General features: G+C 56.6%; 18 protein-coding genes and 1 pseudogene. 16 read left to right on the plus strand and 3 right to left on the minus strand.

Going from position 1 to position 17,392, the window contains the following annotated elements; genetic code table 11:
• Positions 1 to 12: 12 nt before the first annotated feature.
• The 5 genes from GRAN_RS24425 (at position 13) to GRAN_RS24445 (ending at position 7,146) form a co-directional block, all read left to right on the plus strand.
• A complete protein-coding gene (locus tag GRAN_RS24425; protein WP_128915693.1) occupies positions 13 to 2,028 on the plus strand; it encodes a Druantia anti-phage system protein DruA in 2,016 nt (671 codons plus the stop codon).
• 774 nt (positions 2,029 to 2,802) lie between these two features.
• Entirely contained in the window at positions 2,803 to 3,864 is a 1,062-nt protein-coding gene (locus GRAN_RS24430) for a DUF6094 domain-containing protein (protein WP_128915694.1), read from the plus strand.
• On the plus strand, positions 3,830 to 4,480 hold the full coding sequence (locus tag GRAN_RS24435) for a hypothetical protein (RefSeq protein ID WP_128915695.1): 651 nt from the start codon (positions 3,830 to 3,832) through the stop codon (positions 4,478 to 4,480). The genes GRAN_RS24430 and GRAN_RS24435 overlap by 35 nt, the downstream gene beginning before the upstream one ends.
• Before the next feature lie 124 nt (positions 4,481 to 4,604).
• Positions 4,605 to 6,899, plus strand: a complete 2,295-nt coding sequence (locus GRAN_RS24440; RefSeq protein WP_128915696.1) for a helicase-related protein — start codon at positions 4,605 to 4,607, stop codon at positions 6,897 to 6,899.
• Positions 6,900 to 6,993: 94 nt separating this feature from the next.
• Entirely contained in the window at positions 6,994 to 7,146 is a 153-nt protein-coding gene (locus GRAN_RS24445; protein WP_128915697.1) for an AbrB/MazE/SpoVT family DNA-binding domain-containing protein, read from the plus strand.
• A 198-nt stretch (positions 7,147 to 7,344) separates the two neighbouring features.
• On the opposite strand, the gene GRAN_RS24450 is transcribed toward GRAN_RS24445, so the two are convergent.
• Positions 7,345 to 7,692 carry a hypothetical protein gene (locus GRAN_RS24450; protein ID WP_128915698.1) on the minus strand — a complete coding sequence of 116 codons (348 nt, stop codon included), beginning with the start codon at positions 7,690 to 7,692 and terminating at the stop codon, positions 7,345 to 7,347.
• Between the two features lie 819 nt (positions 7,693 to 8,511).
• Here GRAN_RS24450 and GRAN_RS24455 point away from each other — a divergent pair.
• On the plus strand, positions 8,512 to 8,850 hold the full coding sequence (locus GRAN_RS24455; protein WP_128915699.1) for a helix-turn-helix domain-containing protein: 339 nt from the start codon (positions 8,512 to 8,514) through the stop codon (positions 8,848 to 8,850).
• Positions 8,840 to 10,099, plus strand: coding sequence for a type II toxin-antitoxin system HipA family toxin (locus GRAN_RS24460; RefSeq protein WP_128915700.1), 1,260 nt, complete (start codon positions 8,840 to 8,842; stop codon positions 10,097 to 10,099). The genes GRAN_RS24455 and GRAN_RS24460 overlap by 11 nt, the downstream gene beginning before the upstream one ends.
• A gap of 33 nt (positions 10,100 to 10,132) precedes the next feature.
• Here the strand turns inward: GRAN_RS24460 and GRAN_RS24465 are convergent, their stop codons facing one another.
• Positions 10,133 to 10,423: a hypothetical protein gene (locus tag GRAN_RS24465; RefSeq protein ID WP_128915701.1), complete on the minus strand. Its 291-nt coding sequence runs from the start codon at positions 10,421 to 10,423 to the stop codon at positions 10,133 to 10,135.
• Positions 10,424 to 10,502: 79 nt separating this feature from the next.
• Between GRAN_RS24465 and GRAN_RS24470 the strand changes: the two genes are divergently transcribed.
• The 8 genes from GRAN_RS24470 (at position 10,503) to GRAN_RS24505 (ending at position 16,442) form a co-directional block, all read left to right on the plus strand.
• Positions 10,503 to 10,715, plus strand: coding sequence for a PRTRC system protein C (locus tag GRAN_RS24470; protein ID WP_128915702.1), 213 nt, complete (start codon positions 10,503 to 10,505; stop codon positions 10,713 to 10,715).
• 107 nt (positions 10,716 to 10,822) lie between these two features.
• A complete protein-coding gene (locus tag GRAN_RS24475) occupies positions 10,823 to 11,965 on the plus strand; it encodes a hypothetical protein (protein WP_128915703.1) in 1,143 nt (380 codons plus the stop codon).
• Positions 11,916 to 12,617 carry a PRTRC system protein B gene (locus tag GRAN_RS24480; protein ID WP_128915704.1) on the plus strand — a complete coding sequence of 234 codons (702 nt, stop codon included), beginning with the start codon at positions 11,916 to 11,918 and terminating at the stop codon, positions 12,615 to 12,617. Before GRAN_RS24475 ends, GRAN_RS24480 begins: the two co-directional genes overlap by 50 nt.
• 169 nt (positions 12,618 to 12,786) lie before the next feature.
• Positions 12,787 to 13,095: a hypothetical protein gene (locus tag GRAN_RS24485; RefSeq protein ID WP_114210131.1), complete on the plus strand. Its 309-nt coding sequence runs from the start codon at positions 12,787 to 12,789 to the stop codon at positions 13,093 to 13,095.
• Complete coding sequence (locus GRAN_RS24490) at positions 13,096 to 13,755, plus strand: Fic/DOC family protein (RefSeq protein ID WP_128915705.1); 660 nt, start codon at positions 13,096 to 13,098, stop codon at positions 13,753 to 13,755.
• 61 nt (positions 13,756 to 13,816) lie between these two features.
• Positions 13,817 to 14,626, plus strand: a complete 810-nt coding sequence (locus GRAN_RS24495) for a PRTRC system ThiF family protein (protein WP_128915706.1) — start codon at positions 13,817 to 13,819, stop codon at positions 14,624 to 14,626.
• 369 nt (positions 14,627 to 14,995) lie between these two features.
• Entirely contained in the window at positions 14,996 to 15,559 is a 564-nt protein-coding gene (locus GRAN_RS24500; RefSeq protein WP_161571159.1) for a PRTRC system protein E, read from the plus strand.
• A 277-nt stretch (positions 15,560 to 15,836) separates the two neighbouring features.
• Positions 15,837 to 16,442 (plus strand): siphovirus Gp157 family protein, encoded by a 606-nt coding sequence (locus GRAN_RS24505; protein ID WP_161571160.1) that lies wholly within the window; start codon positions 15,837 to 15,839, stop codon positions 16,440 to 16,442.
• A 245-nt stretch (positions 16,443 to 16,687) separates the two neighbouring features.
• Here GRAN_RS24505 and GRAN_RS27210 read toward each other — a convergent pair.
• A pseudogene (locus GRAN_RS27210) lies at positions 16,688 to 17,013 on the minus strand (recombinase family protein).
• Positions 17,014 to 17,046: 33 nt separating this feature from the next.
• Here GRAN_RS27210 and GRAN_RS24515 point away from each other — a divergent pair.
• Positions 17,047 to 17,226 (plus strand): hypothetical protein, encoded by a 180-nt coding sequence (locus GRAN_RS24515; RefSeq protein ID WP_128915709.1) that lies wholly within the window; start codon positions 17,047 to 17,049, stop codon positions 17,224 to 17,226.
• The last annotated feature ends 166 nt before the right edge of the window (positions 17,227 to 17,392 follow it).

A 17,392-nucleotide genomic window follows, 5' to 3' on the forward strand; every position in this document is an offset into this window, starting at 1 on the left:
GACGCAATCACCATGGGCCAAACAGCCACCCTCACCCCCAACCTCACTGTGCTCATGCCGATCTTTCGCGAGAGGTGTGCATCTATTCGCAAGATGGTTCGCAACTGCCGTGAGACCGTCTCTGCGGAGTTGATCCAACGAATTCGATCCAGTGTCCTCGCACCTCTGACCAAACCAACCAAGGCTCAGGTCCAAGAAGAGCTAGAACTGCTTGCATCGTTGAGCGTCACAATCGACCTCATCGCTCAGGGATGGCGTGTTGTCACCATCTCTCCGGCCGTCGTGATCGAATTCGAGAACGGCTTCTCGCCGGAGGCGGAAAAGGAGCGCATCCGGCACGTTCATCTGATCGACCGAGACGATCAACTGCGTCAGCCGGCAACGCGGACCTTCATCAAAGGGATGGAAAAGAAGCGTCTGACCAAGAAAGGGTGGCACTCCATCTATTCGGTCATGCGGGATGGCGAGAGCCTTGCCCGGGACCTGTCCGCGATTCGGGCCACGCCTGACTCAGGATCTAAACTCGAACAACTTCGAGGCGCAATCAAGCCCTACATTCAGTTCGTCGAACGAGACGCTTATTGCGAGCACACCGGACTACGCCTGATGGACATCTGGCGTTACTTCCGGCACACCTGGGTGAACTCTTACAAGAGTGTTCCAGGCCGCTCCATGATGATCCTCATCCGCGATGCGAAGGTTGAGAACCACCCGGTGGTCGGGATTGCCTGCCTTGCCAGTTCCGTAGTCCAACAGTCTTCGCGGGACAAGTGGATTGGCTGGAACTCGGAAAGTGCCATCGAGCATTTCCGAAGCTCGACGAAGCCCAAGCGAGATGCGGCATGGCTCCTCAGCGAGGTAGACCGTTTCATCAAGAGCATCTACCTGAAGGACCTTCTCGATAGCGGCCTCATTGCTCGGTCCGACTTGCGGAAGCCGACGCCCGAGATCATTGAAAAACTCCTCAAGGATTCGGAGCGTGCCATCAGACATCACCGGCGATATCCGAACGCCGCGCAGCACAAGCACGTGGCCACAGGGACTGTCGCAGAGTGGCGCGCACGCGCAGAGACGAGTCTTTTCCGCAGCAAACGTTCCAAACAGCTCGCGAGTCTGCTCTCTGTCCGTACCGCATTCCAGGATCAGAAGATCGGCGGCGACGCGACCAAAGAGGCTTGGGCTCAAGCGTTCGAGAATGCTCGGTTTCGGCAAGCAGTCGGCCAGATTGTTCGGATGCTGAAGGGCGAACGGGTAGGCGTCAATATGATGGACATCACCGTCTGCGGCGCAGTCGCCCCTTACAATCTCATACTTGGCGGGAAACTCGTTTGCATTCTCCTGTGCAGTCCGGAGGTCGTCAACGGATACCAACGCCGCTATGAGAAACAAACCAGTCTCATTGCATCCAGTATGCGGGGTGCCCCGGTCCACAGACGAGCACAACTCGTATTGCTCTGCACGACGAGTTTGTATGGATCGGCTTTGAGCCAATATAGCCGGGTCAAAGTGCCCGCCGAAGCCATCGGCGGCAAACCCCACGAGAAGATTGAATATCGCTCCATTGGTCTGAGCGAGGGTTTCGGGTCGTTTCACATAAGCCAGGAGACGCTGGGCCTCATGAGCACGCTCATCGGCCGCTCAAAGGAGGCGCGGAAGGTCAACTCGATCTTCGGTGAGGGAGTTAACCCGCTGATGCGGAAGATCCGCGAAGGCATGGAGTTGCTGGGATTGCCGTCCGACGTGTTGATGAACCACGGCAACAAGCGTGTCGTGTACGGTGTCGCGCTTGCCAAAAACTTTCGTGATGTCCTATTGGGCTTTGCTGACTCCGCGCAATACAACGTACCCCGAACGCGGGACAAGCTGAGAACGGAGATGCTCGCAGACTTTTGGCGCCAACGCTGGCTTCTCAATCGCCTGGAGAAGCCTGGCCTCCTAGAGAAAGTCGCAAAACACACGACTGTTTATCCCATCAGGCACGGAGCTCAAGTGGCACTGCCAGAAGATGGAACAGCTAATTCAAGCTAATCTAGATGATGAGGGACGACCACACTCCCTGGTTGTTTTGCCGTGAACGAACTCTGCGCTGCATAGGACTCCTCAATCGCTGTTCGATCGGGTTGCCCGTGCACGCTGAAGCAGTGAACGGACCGCCCCGCAGATTGTGCTTTGCACACGGCTTCCTTCCAGCTTTCGTCGTTTGAAATCGGCCCCTCAACCGAGAACTCCTTGTTGTCTGAGTCCACGACGCACAGCTAGAACCGCTTCAGTTCTCTTTTTCCCATATCTTCAGCCTTCCGTACAGGGCCTTTGTTCTCCATCCTCAGATCGGCCGGATGTCAGAGGGAAGTTCCCGATCGTAATCGACCATCCAGAGCAGATATTTCGCTTCAAACAACAGATCCCATGCCTCGCAAAGTGGGCAAACTGCTCGGCGGACATCGCAACCGGGCAGATTCTGCCTGCGCGATCACTCAACCTGCCGCTGCTGGAGGCCTGCGGCGCCAGTTCCGCTTCTCTGTATGAGCACAGCGCAATATCTTCCTTGAAGATGAGCAAGCTTGATGCTCTCTTCTCGATGCGTGATAAATGCTCATCTCGTCAGGAATTATTCCAGACTGATGCGAAATCACCAAGGCGCTCATCGAAACTTATTCCATCTCTGACGACCTGAAATTTTCGTGGCTCGTCGGCCGATTCCGGCCGACGCGTCATTGTGGCGGGGCGTCGATATGGTTTACTCCCGGTCAAATTATGCTTTATTTCACTCACTCGGCTTGCAAACTTACGATGGAGGCCCGTATGCGCGCTGTTGCTCGGCTCAAGCTTGGCTACTATCCACTCCCTTTTGAAGAAGGTTCCCGTCTGCGGCGGATCCTTCAATTTCCAATCGAAGGAGCTTCGGTCCTTGACCCGTGTGCTGGCACGGGCGCGGCGCTCCTCCAGATCTCTGAAGGAGAGAACGTCGCGCGGTACGCGGTGGAACTGGATGCGCGCCGCGCGCAGGAGTGCCAGGAGGCCGGTATTAATACTGTCCATGGCAACCTCTTCGACGTGCAGGCAAAGAGCGGAAGTTTCTCCCTTCTGTACCTCAATCCGCCTTATGACTCCGAAGTAGCATCCTTTGGCAACAAGCGCATGGAACTGCGGTTTCTGCAGAAAACTTTTCGTTGGCTGATCGTTGGCGGAGTTCTGGTGATGGTCGTCCCCCATGGGCAGTTGGAGGGATGCACCGATCTCCTCGCAGACGCGTTCACCAGCTTCCAGGTCTTGCGGCTAAGCGATCCGGGATCCATGCGCTTCGACCAAGTTGTACTCATCGCTGTCCAAGCGCGAATCAAAGCGGCAGACTACGAGCGAAACCGCGAACAGCTGATCTCGGCGATATGGACTGATGCGATGCCCGTCCTGACGGGAACCGAAGCTCCATTTATCATCCCACCCACCACCAAGGTTGAGATCGAACACCGAGGTCTTCCGCTCGATGAAATCGAGGACCTGGTTCTCTCATCTTCTGCATGGGCCAAGGTACGTCCGTATGTCCTCCCGCGGGAAGAAGCATCTGTCGGCCGGCCGATCACGCCGCTGCACGGTGGGCATGTGGGATTGCTGTGCACGGCTGGCCTCCTGAACGGAGTGTTCGGTTCGGGAGAGGATCGCCACATCGCTCGCTGGAGGACGGTGAAGTACGTCACAACGTTCGAAGAGAAGACTGAAGGCTACACCGAGATCCACAAACGGGAACGCTTCTCCAACGAACTGGCTTTGGTTTACGAAGACGGCCGCACGCTGATTCTTATCGACGAAAAGAAGAAGGAGAAAAGAGACAATGCAGAACGCACATCTCCGGCTCGCGCGGCTTGAGTACGTCAGGAACTCCCTCAAGACCCAGACGCACACCGCTGTCCATGTTACCCATTTCATCGGAGAAGGAGAGCAGGCCCACCTCCTCAGCTACTTCGGAAACGATGCTGAGGTGGGCGCCGTTACAGCGGCAATTCAAGAGAATCATCGCCTTGATCTCGTCACTCCAGATGGCAAGAGGCAACGGATAGGTTTCGGGTCAGAACCTTCACTGTACAAAGCGAACCTTAGCCTGGCCCGGCAGAAGAGATCCCTACGTCACGTCGTAGCTATCTCTTCGGGACTCCATGCAAATGGGAGCGCCGGCAGAACCATCCTCTTGAACGATGAGGAGCAGGCGGTCGATCTCTCATGGGCTACGCTCGTAAGTCTCCAGGGGCTCCCTGCAGTTTTATCGTGGGGAGGCCACGTCATGGAGAGGTTGCGGGAAGACGGCAAGGTCAAGCCCCTCGTTGGAGTTGGGTGCTCGCCTGTGCTAGTTGATGCGACTCGAGAAGAGCTGATGAATCGAATCGGCCAAGGTCGAAGGGCGAATCTCACATCGTTCCCCGACAAGAACGGCCCCATCTCTTGGCCTTCATTCGACATGAAGGCGGCCTTGGCTGGGGCATTTTGAACCTCCTCACACGATGATCCGCCGCAAGACGTGACTCGCTTTCTCAGCTTCCGGCATTCAGCAAATCCTTCATTCGATCCGCAGAGGCCAGCCAAGCGCTGGCCTCTTTTTATTGGAGTCGCGTATGGAAACTTATCATGACTATCTCCGCGCCTACAGCCAGGAGTTAGGGTCGCGCATCGTGGAGATGTACCCCCCGCTGCAGGGCCCGAAAGACCCGGTTGCTCCTGAGCTGAAGACGCTTCTCCGCAAGCCCCTCCCGGTGCAGGCCATGACTATCACCGGAGCTGCGAAGTACCTGCAGGTCGAAGATTCCGTTCGGCTCGTCGGCGAATGCGGAACAGGCAAGACTCTGATGTCGATCGGCATTGCCCACGCGCATGCTGCCAGCAAGCCCTACACCGCTCTGGTGATGTGCCCGCCCCATCTGGTTCTGAAGTGGGCGCGCGAGGTGCTGATCACCGTCCCACGCGCACGAGCCTTTGTTGTGTATGATCTGCGCAACGGTGGTGACCCTTCAAAGCCCCACGGCGTCGTAGAAGTCAGCATGCGCAACGGTCACGTCGTCTCTAAGGGGCTCAAGACGTCTGTCGTCGAGTTGAGGAAGATGGGCCGCAAGGGTTGGGAACAACGCTGCTCTGTTCCGGCTTACTTCATCACCTCCAAAGAATCAGGGAAGCTCAGCTACTTCTGGAAGCATGCCTACGTAACACCCAAGTCCGGCAATTCCCGGGATTGCATCACCAATCCTGAAACCGGAAAGACCGTTCCCAAAGACGAAGGCGGCCACCTTCTTCGCGGCGACTTCGACGATGTGAAGCATTTCGAGGTCATCCAGCGCCAAGGCGGCGGCACCGAAAGCTACTCTCCCCTCTGGGAGGCCGACCGCAACAAGATTCAGCGTATGGCGCCCCTCGAATACATGGGCCGGTACATGAAGCGGTTCTTCACGTATGCCTTTGCGGACGAGATGCACCAACTCGCGAACGACACCGCTCAAGGCAACAATCTCGCGGTTCTGCGGCGCTGCTCGCGAAAGCTAATCGGTAACACCGGGACTTTGATGGGCGGGTATGCGTCGGATCTCTTTCACATCTTCTTTCGTATGGAGCCCTGGAAGATGGTCGAGGACGGCTATGAGGCCGGCACGCAGGGGCAAGCTGACTTTCAGGCCACATATGGGGTTCTTGAATCCATTGAAAGAGTTCCGGACGAGGATAAAGCCTGCACCAGAGCAGCGAAGAGCACGTTTCGTCTAGCAAAGAAGCCCGGCGCATCCCCACTGCTCTTCGGCAAGTTCCTGATGAGCTCGACCGTCTTCGTCTCCCTCGAAGACATCGCAGAGTTCCTTCCCCCGTATGAAGAAATCGTCTGCGAGGTGGAGCTCGACGGAGAACTTCGCCAGGCCTACGAAAAGATACAGGAGGACATTCAGCAGGCACTACGCGAGAATCGTGGCAATCGAAGCCTCATGAGTCTCATGCTGCATCGGCTCATGCTCTATCCCGATCACCCATTCGGTATAGGCGAGATCATGGGCAGGAAGTTCGATCCGCAAGAGAAGAGACTTGTTCCGTTCCTGGTGACGACCGCACCTGATCTGCCCAAGGATCAGCTCTATCCCAAGGAGCAGAGACTCGTCGAGGACGTCCGCGAGGAGCTGCGCCAAGGCCGGAGGTGCCAGGTCTTCGCAACGTTCACCGGCGAGTACGACGTGCCGGAACGGCTCGAAGGAATTCTTCGCCAGGCGGGCTTTCGAGTTGCGGTGCTGCGTTCAAGCGTCCCAGCTCTGAAGCGTGAGCAGTGGTATGCGCAACGCGTCAAAGAAGGAGTCGAGGTCATCATCGGACACCCAAAGCTTGTCGAGACAGGACTCGACCTGCTTTGGTTTCCAACGATCATCTTCTATCAGACAGGCTATTCGTTGCATACGCTTCGACAGGCTTCACGACGTTCGTGGCGCATTGGCCAGAGGCTCGCGGTTCGCGTCAAGTTTATGATCTATGACGGAACTACGCAGCGAACCTGCCTGCGTCTGATGGGCAGGAAGATGTTGGTAGCCCTGATGATGGAGGGAAAATTCTCCGGCGAGGGACTCCATTCGATGGATGCTGACGACGATATGCTCGCCGCTATGGCCCGCGAACTCGTCGAGAAGGGTGGGGTGGGCGAATCTGCCGATGCTGTCTGGGAAGAACTCCGCAAGGAGAGAACAGGCCATCTTCCAACCGCAACGGTCATCGAGCCGGTTCTGACAATGGAGCCGGAGTCCGAGATTCCCGATATGTTCGCCGGAATCGGGAACTCCACTCCTGCGCCGTGGGGGGGGCCAGTACTGATGCACTCCCAGCCGAAGAAGAAGCAGACGTTGTGGCCAACCGGATATGTGATCGGCGAGCAGTTGGGACTCTTCGGATGATCCTGGGCGCTCCCTCTTATAGGGGGCGCACTCCGGTACCAAGACAGAAACACTGCGCTTTACATCTGGTAAATGTAAAGGAGAGGCATTTCGCATGGAAGGCACCCTCAGCAGCAAGAATCAAGCAACGATTCCCAAGCAGGTGCGGGAATATTTGCACCTCAAGCCCGGCGGCAAGGTTCAAATTCTTCCTTCGGCCGGATGGCGCCGTCGGTATTCTTCCGAGGATTTCGACTGCGAAGCTTAAGGGTAGTCTGCCGAAGGGTAAGCATCCGATTTCGGTTGAAGCTATCGATGAAGATATCCAGGCTGGCGCAGCGGAGACAATCCGTAGATGACCCGTCCCGATACCAGCGTTGTCCTGCGCTACATGCTCCACGACAATCCCGAGCCCGCTGAAAAGGCGGCTTCGATCGCAAACATCGAGATGCTCTCGAGTTAACTGCTATGTCGCGATTTCCGACGAGCTGGTGGGCTCGTCGAAGAGCCATCGCCAAAGGTTGCGTTGGCGTGGTCGGCCTCCGATCATGTACATCCCTAGAGCCAGGCCGAGCGCCTGAACAATGGTGCGAATGCTTTCGAAGGATGCGACGATCTGCGGAAGGGCTGGAGAATGCGCCCAGAAAACGAACTCGCAAAATCCCTGTGCGATCATGATCAAGATCGTGGGCAGGAAATAGGCTAGCAGAAGCCAAGTGAAGCCGCGATCGTGTGATTCGCGGTACCTCCGCGCAGCCACGAGGCCGAGCAATAAGCAAGCGGTAACTGTCAGCCAAAAGAAGAGATCATGCAACATGAATCACCTCCTGATACAAGATAATATCGGTAATCTCTCGGACCTCGCGTCAGTTTGATTGCGCCGGCAACATCTCGCGGGTGCTCGAGGCTGAACGTTTTCGCAGAATCCCACTTGAAGCTTTTCGCCAAGTTCGCCACCGAGGCCTGGTATCCGTATCCATCGCCATAGACGAAGCCGAGACGCAGGATACTCCAGTTCAGTCCGCTAGTGCGGAGTTCGGTATCCGCAGCGATCTTGCTTGCCAGATACGCGAGTTACGAATGGGTCGCGTCCTCTTCGAGACCGGAATAGCATGCCTCCAGATTAGGCTAGTCAGGTGCTTGCCATAATGTTGCAAGCCTGTGAAGCGTAGACCTTTCGCACCAGCGATCGGGGTTCTCGTGCATTCTAACTTGCCTGTCAGACCTCATCTTCATTCCGAGTTCGGAAACACCGCGGCAAGATGCACGACTGCCGACCTACCCCAATCGTCGCGCGCTGGTAAGGCTTGGCAAGAACGTGCCTGCGGGAACGATGCACGTATATAGGGCGATCTTCAACTAGGGCGATCTGCAACTTAGATTCGTTGAATCAGGAAGTCATCCCGGTGTCGCCTGGGCAAGCCTGCTGGGGATTATCTACCTTTTTTTGTTGATCTTATAACGAACTTCGAATCCCAATGGGGCCTTTAATGCCGGCCTGTTGATATCTGTCTTTAGCGCATATATGTCGTTAATCCTCTAAAGAGAGAGGATTGATAACCGCACAGCCTAGACAATCATATATGCTGAACATAGCGGTTTATTTGAGTTTATCCGCTAATGATGGAGGAAAATGCGGACAAATTTATTACGTGAGACTCAGCCTTACCCGGTTGAGCAGGCTCTCCGCAAAGTCGGCGTCAACCTTCGTACTGCTCGGCTGCGGCGCGGCATAACCATTGAGGAAGCGGCTGCAAAGATCGGCACCGGTCCCCGGCTGGTGACGGATGCGGAGCGCGGAAAGCCCAATATCGACGTAGCGGTATACGCCGCTCTCCTTTGGCTTTATGACCTCCTCACACCATTTGAGGATCTTGCCAACCCACAGAAAGACGAGCAGGGGCTGATTCTAGCCAGTCGCCGCGAACCCACGCGCGCACATCGTGCGCGAGGACTGAACAATGACTTCTAGACACTCGACAGAATGCTTTGTCTATGTCACCCTGCCCGGCGCGCGGGCGGCGATCACGGCTGGCAGGTTCGTCCTTGAGCAGACTCCCACCGGCGACCCCATCGGACGTTTTGTCTATGGCCGCTCTTATTTGGCCAACCCGGACGCAGTCGAGATTGATCCCGTCGAGCTCAAACTGTCCAATGAGACCTACGAGACCGTCCGTTTGAATGGAGTCTTCGGGGCGATTCGTGACGCCGGACCCGACTACTGGGGACGCCGTGTCATCGAGAAGCATGCCGGGATCACCCAGCTTGGAGAACTCGACTACCTGCTCGAGTCTCCTGACGACCGAGCCGGAGCACTGAGCTTTGGAGAGAAGATCACCCCCCCGGCGCCGCGCCGCAGATTCAATCAGACGCTCGACCTCGCTCGTCTGCAGGAAACCGCCGAGGCACTAGTGCGGGACGACATCCCCAATGATCCGAACGCTCCGCAGGTGCAAGACCTTCTCCTGCTGGGCACCTCGATGGGTGGCGCGCGCCCCAAGGCTGTCATCCAGGACCAGGGCCTGCTGTGGATCGCGAAGTTTGCGCGGCCAGATGACCGCTGGAATTCAGAACGGGTCGAAGATGCGATGCTGCGGCTGGCGCGGCAGTGCGGCATCAGCGCCGCAGAAAGTCGCATCGAGCGAGTCGGCGGCAAAGATGTTCTGCTCGTGAAACGGTTTGACCGCGCGCGCGCGGGTACCGCATATACACGCAGCCGGATGATCAGCAGCCTCACCGTCCTTCGCGCCGACGATGCAGTGACGGCGCGCGACCGCTGGTCCTACATTCTCCTGGTCGAAGAGATGCGGCGGGTCGTCTCGGACCCGAAGGGAGATGCGCGCGAGCTGTTTCGCCGCATCGTCTTCAATGCACTCATCTCCAACATCGACGATCATCCACGGAATCATGCGCTGATCGCTCCAAAGCGCAGTTGGATGCTGTCTCCGGCTTACGATCTCACCCCGGCACCCCAGGTCAGCCAGGACCGTCGAGATCTGGCGATGAAATGCGGTGATGATGGGCGATTCGCAAATGCGAACAACATCCTCTCCCAGCACGCACGCTTTCTTCTCGATTGCGAGGAGGCGGAGAAGATCATCGCAGACATGAAAGTACAGGTCACCAAGACCTGGGAAGACACTGTGCTCGCCAGCGGCGCTTCTCAGCGCGACGTAGACGCGATCCGTTCTGCCTTCATCTATCCGGGTTTTTCTCGCTGAGAGCTACGCCGCAAGCTTGACTCTGGCAATGGACTACGCCAGGGGCGGGACGAAGGTATCGCTGAGAAGGTCCTTGCAGCGCTGCCAGGCGTCCTTCTGCAGTGAGCGGATCATCTGCTTCCAGCCATAGAGCGCAAAGAAAAGCACCAACAGTGCGAACGAGCGGTGGTCCGGCAACGTGGCCTGGACCCCGTGACGCACAAAGGAATAAAACAGCAAGCCGACGACTGGACCGAACTGCTTATTCCAGGCACAGAGCATCAACGTGCACACACCAGCTACGATCAGGCTGCCTTTTAGCCCGGTCTTCTTTTCCGTTTTCATCGTGACATCCTCCGATACGAGCCTACATCCGTCTGTCCCGGACCTCAAACCAATCAATCCAATCCAAGGAGCTCAAGTAATGCCTGCTCTTAAGACCGAAGTTCTCTTGCGCGAGTTCTACTACAACGGTATCCGTATTCCTGATCCTGGCCCCCACCTTTCTGTCGATCAGGTGCGCGATCTGCTTACGCCGCGGTTTCCAGAGATAGCGACTGCCTCGGTTCAAGGGCCGGAGGATGTTGGCAACGCTCTGCGCTACAAGTTTGTCCGAGCCATCGGCGAGAAAGGCTAAGTCATGGCATCTCCTGTCCGAACCTCGGAAGACCTTCTGAAGGTCTTCGCTGAGATGATCTGGGCACCACCTACGCAAGGCACCGAGCTACTGGTGAGGCACCTCAAATGCAAAGAGTCAGTCGAGCTAGCGAAGATCCTCGTCGACGCCATTCCTCAGTACGCCGAACGCGGAGGCCAGAGGCTCCAGCCACCCTCGGAGCTGCTGGTGCCGTTGGCCTAGCCACGCTGGCACCGCCCTGTCTCCACACCCTTCCCACCCTTGACGGAGCCGCGCTCGAGTACAACCACGAAGAGGGAGCCACGCTCCTCTACGAGCTATGCGCGGGGCTGGTGAGGGAGGGATTTGGGACCGTCGAGAGCTGGAAGGAGTGCGGCAAGAAGTGCCTTGTCTTCGCACAGAACTCCATCATGCGAAGGATCGGCGAGGAGCGATGGAATCTATTCAAAAGGAACGTTGAGTTTCATCTTGCGATCAGCGGTTCCGTTGAGTCCTATGGCGATCCCCAACCGCTCCCCGGTGGACGTCTGGCGGTAACGATTGAGTGCAGCGGATGCGGCTACCTCAAGATCGGGCCGGCTATCGAGGCGCTCGAGAAAGAGTCCGAAGGGTTGGGCGCGGCCTTCTACTGGGAGTTCATCTACTCCTGCTACCGACTGATGCGCATTTATGACCACGAAGACGCCCTTCAGTATGAGGAAGGAATGCGAGAGATGGCCGAAGGCGAGGAGGATGCCGACCAGCAGTATGAGTTTCCCGAGGTCGAGAAGGCTTTACCGGAGTGCATCCGCCGAGATCTGAAGGCGGAATATCGAGGGCGAAGACAGAACGCCCGATGCCGCCTGCATCAGGCGCAAAAGAGCAAACACAAGAGCTGGTTGTTGCACCTGAGGCGCATGCAGAGGCTCGCACGGCTGAACGTAGGACCGCAGAGAGAGTACCTCGACACCTTCAATTACGATTCACCGCCGCTTCCATCGCTGCTGGTGGCGTTTGAGGAACGAGACGCAATCACCGCATGCTTCGATGAAGAGGGACAGCAGATGCTTGAGGGCTCCTCCGAGCCCGCATTGCTAGTGTTCTTCGATCCAAAGAACCCGACCGAAGTCCGTAACGCGATTCGTTCCGTAACGCGGTTCCTTCTCTTCAATCAGGAGTTGTTTGAACTCGCTGAAGAACTCACCCAGTGGGAGAAAGATCATGGAAGTACACCTCTCGATCGGTCAGACTCATCGGTTCGAACTGCATGAGGCACTACTGATCTACAAGAGCGTTCAGAAGAGCTTCGTCACCCAACATGGCGTTTTGCGAAATGATGGGGCAACCCCTACGCTAGGGCCTGCACAACCGCTCACCATGAACTTCGTCGATTCGCTGCTCCGGTCCCTCAGGCGGAACTGCGACTTAGAGGTTCTGCCGGCACATGTCCTTGCAACGGGAGACCAGACGCTCGTCTGGTGGACTCCGCGGCGCGAGCGCCAGATGTTCTATGGGAATACGCAGGACAAAGCCACCGAGTTGAACGGGAAGACATTTCCCCAGCCGCCTCTCGTCTGGCGGGCATCACGCGGAACACTGGCGGTTCGCGCCCTCATGGAGAACAGGCGGCCGGCCGCAATCACCAAGCTTGCATTCGCTCCCTTCTGGAACGTTTCGCATAGCGGGCAGGTTTGTCTTGGATCAATGCGTTGTCCGGAGTCTGCTTCTGTGGCTGCCATTATCGATTGGGAGGAAGGCTTCTACGAAAGCGCATTCACCCATGGCAACGTAGCCCGGCTCACGAAACATGCCGGGGGCTTCGCGGCCATGTGGAACGAACTTGCCGGAAAGCGTAAACCATTCCCAACGAAGTGCCTGATTGAGTTGCCGGAGACATTGGCGCAGTTCGTCCGCGGCAAGTGATCGGAACTCCTGCTCTGCAATGTGCGGATTCTACGAAGAGCGAGAGATGCAGAGTCCGAACAAGATGCCTGTTTTCTTCAGTTTACGTCGGCTACTTTCTCCAGATGGAATGAAATTCTTCTAGGAGAAACTGAGGCAGAATTGATAGAATGTAACGAGGAGAGAACCGATGATCGCATCTACCGGAGTACTGGTCGCGAAGCCTTCACGCAGGACTCCAAAATTTTCGGACCAGCAAATCCGCCAGGTTGCAACTCGCAGCCGGCGCGACATCGCTGAATGGGCACAATCGACTGCACGTGAGCGCGGGGTCTCGGTCCGCCGTCTTCCAAACGACAAGTTCGTCAAGGCAGTCTCCCGCCTTTCTGACGGCGTGGTGGATCTCGATCCAATCGAGGAGTTGCTGGTGGCGCTGGGCCGGGCCGGTGTCATCTCCTCTTTCCAAAGAGGTCTCCTCCAGATCCATTACCTCCGATAGATGGAACTTCTCGTCCTCGATCCGTTTGGGGACTACGACACTGCGGGTTACCTACGCAACCACTATCAGGAAAAGGACCTCAATCTCATTGGCCATGTTGAGACGGCGGCTTTCGAACAAGAGATCGTGCACGTCGTTCGATCTCTTCGCAAGGCTCCATCGATCACTTACGAACACGTCACAACAGCACACCAAAATTTGTTTCAATCGGTCTATCCCTGGGCAGGTCAGGATCGGTCTACCACGGCGCCCACAATCGCGATCGTCAAGGCTGGGTACAAGACACTATTTGCTCATCCAGCCGACGTGCAGCGGGCCGCAGAACACGCTCTCCATCTGGGACAAGATAGGAACTACCTGCGCGGCCATCCGGGGGAAGTGTTTGGCTATCTTGCCCATGCTCATCCTTTTCTTGAAGGCAATGGCAGAACCATCCTCACCATCTTTGCTGAGCTGTCCCGGCGGGCGGGCTTTCACATCCAGTGGGAAGCGATGGACAAGACGGAATTTCTGGAAACCCTCACGAGAGAGTTGTTGCAGCCGGGCAAGGCCACCATGGACCAGTTTGTGTTGCCCTTTCTGCAAGAGGGCGTTCTCTCTGTTGAGAGCACAGCCTCGCGACTCCGAGTGAACTTCAAAGGTCCGCCTTCAGCCTCGTAAAAGTAAGGACTTCTTCTGTTCCCACTCGAACAGCGCCGCTTTGCGCAGAAGTGAGGAGATCATGCGTGTTGCACACCAGATTCCGCCCGATCTGCTTGGTAAGCGTCCTATCCGGATTCTCGTGGTGGGCGCTGGGGGCACTGGCAGTTCCATCGTCATGGGACTGCCCTATCTTGATCAGGCAATGCGTGCCTGGGGACATTCCTTCGGTTTGAACGTGAGCCTGATGGACGCCGATACAGTTTCACCTACCAACTGCGTCAGGCAGCCCTTCTCGGTCTCCGACGTCGGACAAAACAAAGCAACCATATTGATCAACCGAATCAATCTCTTTTGGGGAACGCGCTGGTCGGCTGTCCCCAACCACTTCCATGAGTGTTCCCTGGATCGCGTTCACGATCGGCCGTTCGATGTGGTAATCGGCTGCGTTGACTCCAGGGCCGGCAGGAGGGCAATCGATGCTGCATTTCACCGAGGTCTGAGCCGGTGCTGCTATTGGCTCGATCTCGGTAACAATGCGGCGAGCGGACAGTATGTGTTGGGACAGCCGCTCAATCAGCGCAATCGAAGAAAGGCAGAGCGACTGCGCACCGTAAGTGAGCTCTATCCCGAGATCGTGGACGTTGAAGCCGGTGAGAGTCCCTTGCCCAGTTGCTCCGCTGTCGAAGCCCTCGATCGCCAAGAACCCTTCATCAATCAAACACTCGCTTCGAGTGCGCTCGCGATGCTCGCCCAACTGTTCCGATATGGTTCGCTGACGTATCACGGCGGATTCTTCAACGCCCGTACCGGGCAGATGAGCTCACTTCCGATCGATCCCGACATGTGGAAGCGTGGGCGGAGACGAAGACCTACCTCGCGTCCTACCTAATTCACTCGTTGCGGAACCTCGCGGCGTTATCGTTGAGGCGATAGGAGTATCGCCTCAATGACATTAACTGATCCCCGTATCGCACGAGATGCCGAAACAATTGCCCTGTTTGCATTTCGAAACGGCCCCCTCGAAGACCTTCATACCGGAAAGCTTTGCACTCATTGCGCAGACAACTCGGCATACTCTCGCATCAACGACGCCGAGATGAAGGTCCCCATGCAAAACGCTATGACCCAGGTCTACCGTTACCTCTGGATGAGAGAGAACGATCCTGAGGCATACGAGAGAGACTCGGCCCTGGCAGACCGATTCACCTGCGCATGGGACAATCCTGTGCCGAAAACCTGATGTTTTATGGAGGATTCCATGTTCCGTGAACTTGCTCCCTATCTGCGCCATCGTGCTGTACTGCTCACTGTGACCCATCTCGAACACGATCAGATACGCGTCAACGTAGTCCCGAAGAAGCTGAAGGACGGAGAGAATGAAGCGCTCACAACACCTCTGAGCGTGACCGGGACCGCCGAGGAACTCGATACCGAGTTGCCCCAAACGCTGACCGATTATGTGGCCGCACACCTGCAGTTGAACAATACCCTCGCGAGCGCAAGAGCGCAGATGGACGCGGCGGCAAAGACTGCCCAGGAAGAGGCACGCGCGAGATCGAAGAACAACGCCAATCCCGGCAAGAAGGATCCTCCCGCGACTAGCGGAATGCCGTCTGCCGAAGAGTTGAAGCCCGTCGCGACTCCGAAGCTTGCGGCCTCGCGCAGCCCAAGCCTGTTCGATCTCTCGCCTGCGTTGATGCCAGGGCCCGCTGCCGAAACAAGCAAGGCCCTCCATACCGCTGGCGCGGAAGACGAGGACGAAATCCTCAGCGAGATCGACTCGCAAAGAGAGCATACCGACAATCTTGACGCGGCAGCTTGATGCACTTCGCTGTAAAGGGCTCCATCGTGCTCTTTAGCCAACACGTCAGCTGGGGACCACGATGGAGCTCTTCTGGCTGTTCCGGAATCGCATCTGACACCGAGTTTACCGAGAATAGGAAGAACAATGGATAGATATGGAAGAGTCCCAGATCGACATGTAGAGAGACTAGCCTCAGAGAAACGAGACCCGAAGCCAGAGCCGTGTTGCAACAACTCATAACTGCCGCTTAACAGAACGCATTGTTGCAATGTCCATCCTGCGACTAGGAAGACTTATGACAGCTTTACCAGACAAGCTTTCGCTTCTCGAGATCGACACTGAACTCGAGGAAATTATTGAGGAAGTTCAAGCGCTCAATGTGGCCAACGAGGAACTTCCGGCACAACTGATGGAACGCTTTGAGTCGTTCTGCAGCGCTTATGAACAAAAGGCTGACAAAATAGGCCACTTCGTTCGCATGATGGAGTTCAGAGAGCGGTGCTGTCGACAGGAAGCCGCCCGGCTTTTGGACCGTGCACGCGCTGCCGAGGGCAGCGTGAAACGGACCAAATCTATGGTGATGTACCTGCTTATGAAACGCGGCCTGCCCAGGCTGGAGGGGCATCAGTACACATTCCGGATACAGGCTAACTCTCAGGACTCTGTAAGAATTACCGACGAGTCCTTGGTCCCTCTCGCCTGCCAGCGCATTCATCTCAACGTCGACGGCACGATGTGGGAAACGGTTCTTTCATTCCTGCCAGAGGAATTGGCGTTCGCGTTCGTGAGGGCGATCGAAGGAAAGGTCCCCGACACCACCGCAATCAAAGCGGCCGTTTCGAGGAACGAAGAGGTTCCAGGAGCAGAGGTCAAGCGTGGATACCATTTACGGGTCGCCTGAGCAAAACTAACGCGATCCCAATGGTCTCTATAGGGACGGGATGGTAATCCTCGAATGCCATGGAAGCCGTATGGTGGTTACGCCCTTAGACAATCTGGTCGGCGGGGATACCTGGCACCAGATCGGCGCCAGTTTCCGACCGGAGACGATCTGGAACCGGTGCCGTTAGATGGCCGACGTCTATCATGCCGAAAGAAGAGACGCAGAACGGCACATCGCATTTCGAGCATTTGCTGAAGGACCGCTCAAAAGCGGCGGAGGCATTCTCGAAGCATGGCTCGCTCGGGTTCTGCGAACGAGCCAATCATCTGCATCATCATTCGGCCTGCCGGCGTCGTAGGGTCAATCGCCTCTTTGAGGCTACGGAAGCCTGCCTTCGCTTCCCTGATTCACTCGATATCGTCAGCACATCTCGCGGGGATCGCGAAAGCCGGTCCAGCTTCCAGACGACCAGCACTTCTTCTTTACGGATTTGATCGAGCACGAGTTGCAGTTCCGGACGGTTCCAGTAACCTTTTCGTGGCGAATTCGCTCGCAACCCGCCGTCTTCAGGGTGGATGCCTGCGTTCATGGGATTTCACCACGGAACAGAGCTCCGGTACGCGTGAAGGTACGCGAGACCATCGAGCGTCCATCGGCGGTGGTGGATGTCACGGGCCTCTCGTGCGCCATCACTGAGCGTGAAGACGGCAGCATCCTCATCGGTGCCGCTGCAAAAAAATACCGTCGTGGCCGCGCACCAATCGATCCGGACTCGTTACCCGCTGCTGTGCTGTGGCCGTGAACCTTGCGACACGCGACATGCACCAAAACATGCCACAAAGAGCATGAGCGCCTGAGGGTCCGCCCCCCTTCTCGATAAGTGACTCCGGCGATTTATCGCTCATTGAGGTCACTCCGAGAACGGCGTTTGGCATCAACTGAAACGTTAAGCGACTCAGTGACGAGAA

The organism is Granulicella sibirica (assembly GCF_004115155.1).
GTDB classification, from domain to species: Bacteria; Acidobacteriota; Terriglobia; order Terriglobales; family Acidobacteriaceae; genus Edaphobacter; species Edaphobacter sibiricus.

What these genes read in the sequence shown, in the direction of transcription:
- GRAN_RS24425 (WP_128915693.1), top strand. Translation starts at nt 13, where the DNA reads ATGGGCCAAACAGCCACCCTCACCCCCAACCTCACTGTGCTCATGCCG.
- GRAN_RS24430 (WP_128915694.1), top strand. Translation starts at nt 2,803, where the DNA reads ATGCGCGCTGTTGCTCGGCTCAAGCTTGGCTACTATCCACTCCCTTTT.
- GRAN_RS24435 (WP_128915695.1), top strand. Translation starts at nt 3,830, where the DNA reads ATGCAGAACGCACATCTCCGGCTCGCGCGGCTTGAGTACGTCAGGAAC.
- GRAN_RS24440 (WP_128915696.1), top strand. Translation starts at nt 4,605, where the DNA reads ATGGAAACTTATCATGACTATCTCCGCGCCTACAGCCAGGAGTTAGGG.
- GRAN_RS24445 (WP_128915697.1), top strand. Translation starts at nt 6,994, where the DNA reads ATGGAAGGCACCCTCAGCAGCAAGAATCAAGCAACGATTCCCAAGCAG.
- GRAN_RS24455 (WP_128915699.1), top strand. Translation starts at nt 8,512, where the DNA reads ATGCGGACAAATTTATTACGTGAGACTCAGCCTTACCCGGTTGAGCAG.
- GRAN_RS24460 (WP_128915700.1), top strand. Translation starts at nt 8,840, where the DNA reads ATGACTTCTAGACACTCGACAGAATGCTTTGTCTATGTCACCCTGCCC.
- GRAN_RS24465 (WP_128915701.1), bottom strand. Translation starts at nt 10,423, where the DNA reads ATGAAAACGGAAAAGAAGACCGGGCTAAAAGGCAGCCTGATCGTAGCT.
- GRAN_RS24470 (WP_128915702.1), top strand. Translation starts at nt 10,503, where the DNA reads ATGCCTGCTCTTAAGACCGAAGTTCTCTTGCGCGAGTTCTACTACAAC.
- GRAN_RS24475 (WP_128915703.1), top strand. Translation starts at nt 10,823, where the DNA reads ATGCAAAGAGTCAGTCGAGCTAGCGAAGATCCTCGTCGACGCCATTCC.
- GRAN_RS24480 (WP_128915704.1), top strand. Translation starts at nt 11,916, where the DNA reads ATGGAAGTACACCTCTCGATCGGTCAGACTCATCGGTTCGAACTGCAT.
- GRAN_RS24485 (WP_114210131.1), top strand. Translation starts at nt 12,787, where the DNA reads ATGATCGCATCTACCGGAGTACTGGTCGCGAAGCCTTCACGCAGGACT.
- GRAN_RS24490 (WP_128915705.1), top strand. Translation starts at nt 13,096, where the DNA reads ATGGAACTTCTCGTCCTCGATCCGTTTGGGGACTACGACACTGCGGGT.
- GRAN_RS24495 (WP_128915706.1), top strand. Translation starts at nt 13,817, where the DNA reads ATGCGTGTTGCACACCAGATTCCGCCCGATCTGCTTGGTAAGCGTCCT.
- GRAN_RS24500 (WP_161571159.1), top strand. Translation starts at nt 14,996, where the DNA reads ATGTTCCGTGAACTTGCTCCCTATCTGCGCCATCGTGCTGTACTGCTC.
- GRAN_RS24505 (WP_161571160.1), top strand. Translation starts at nt 15,837, where the DNA reads ATGACAGCTTTACCAGACAAGCTTTCGCTTCTCGAGATCGACACTGAA.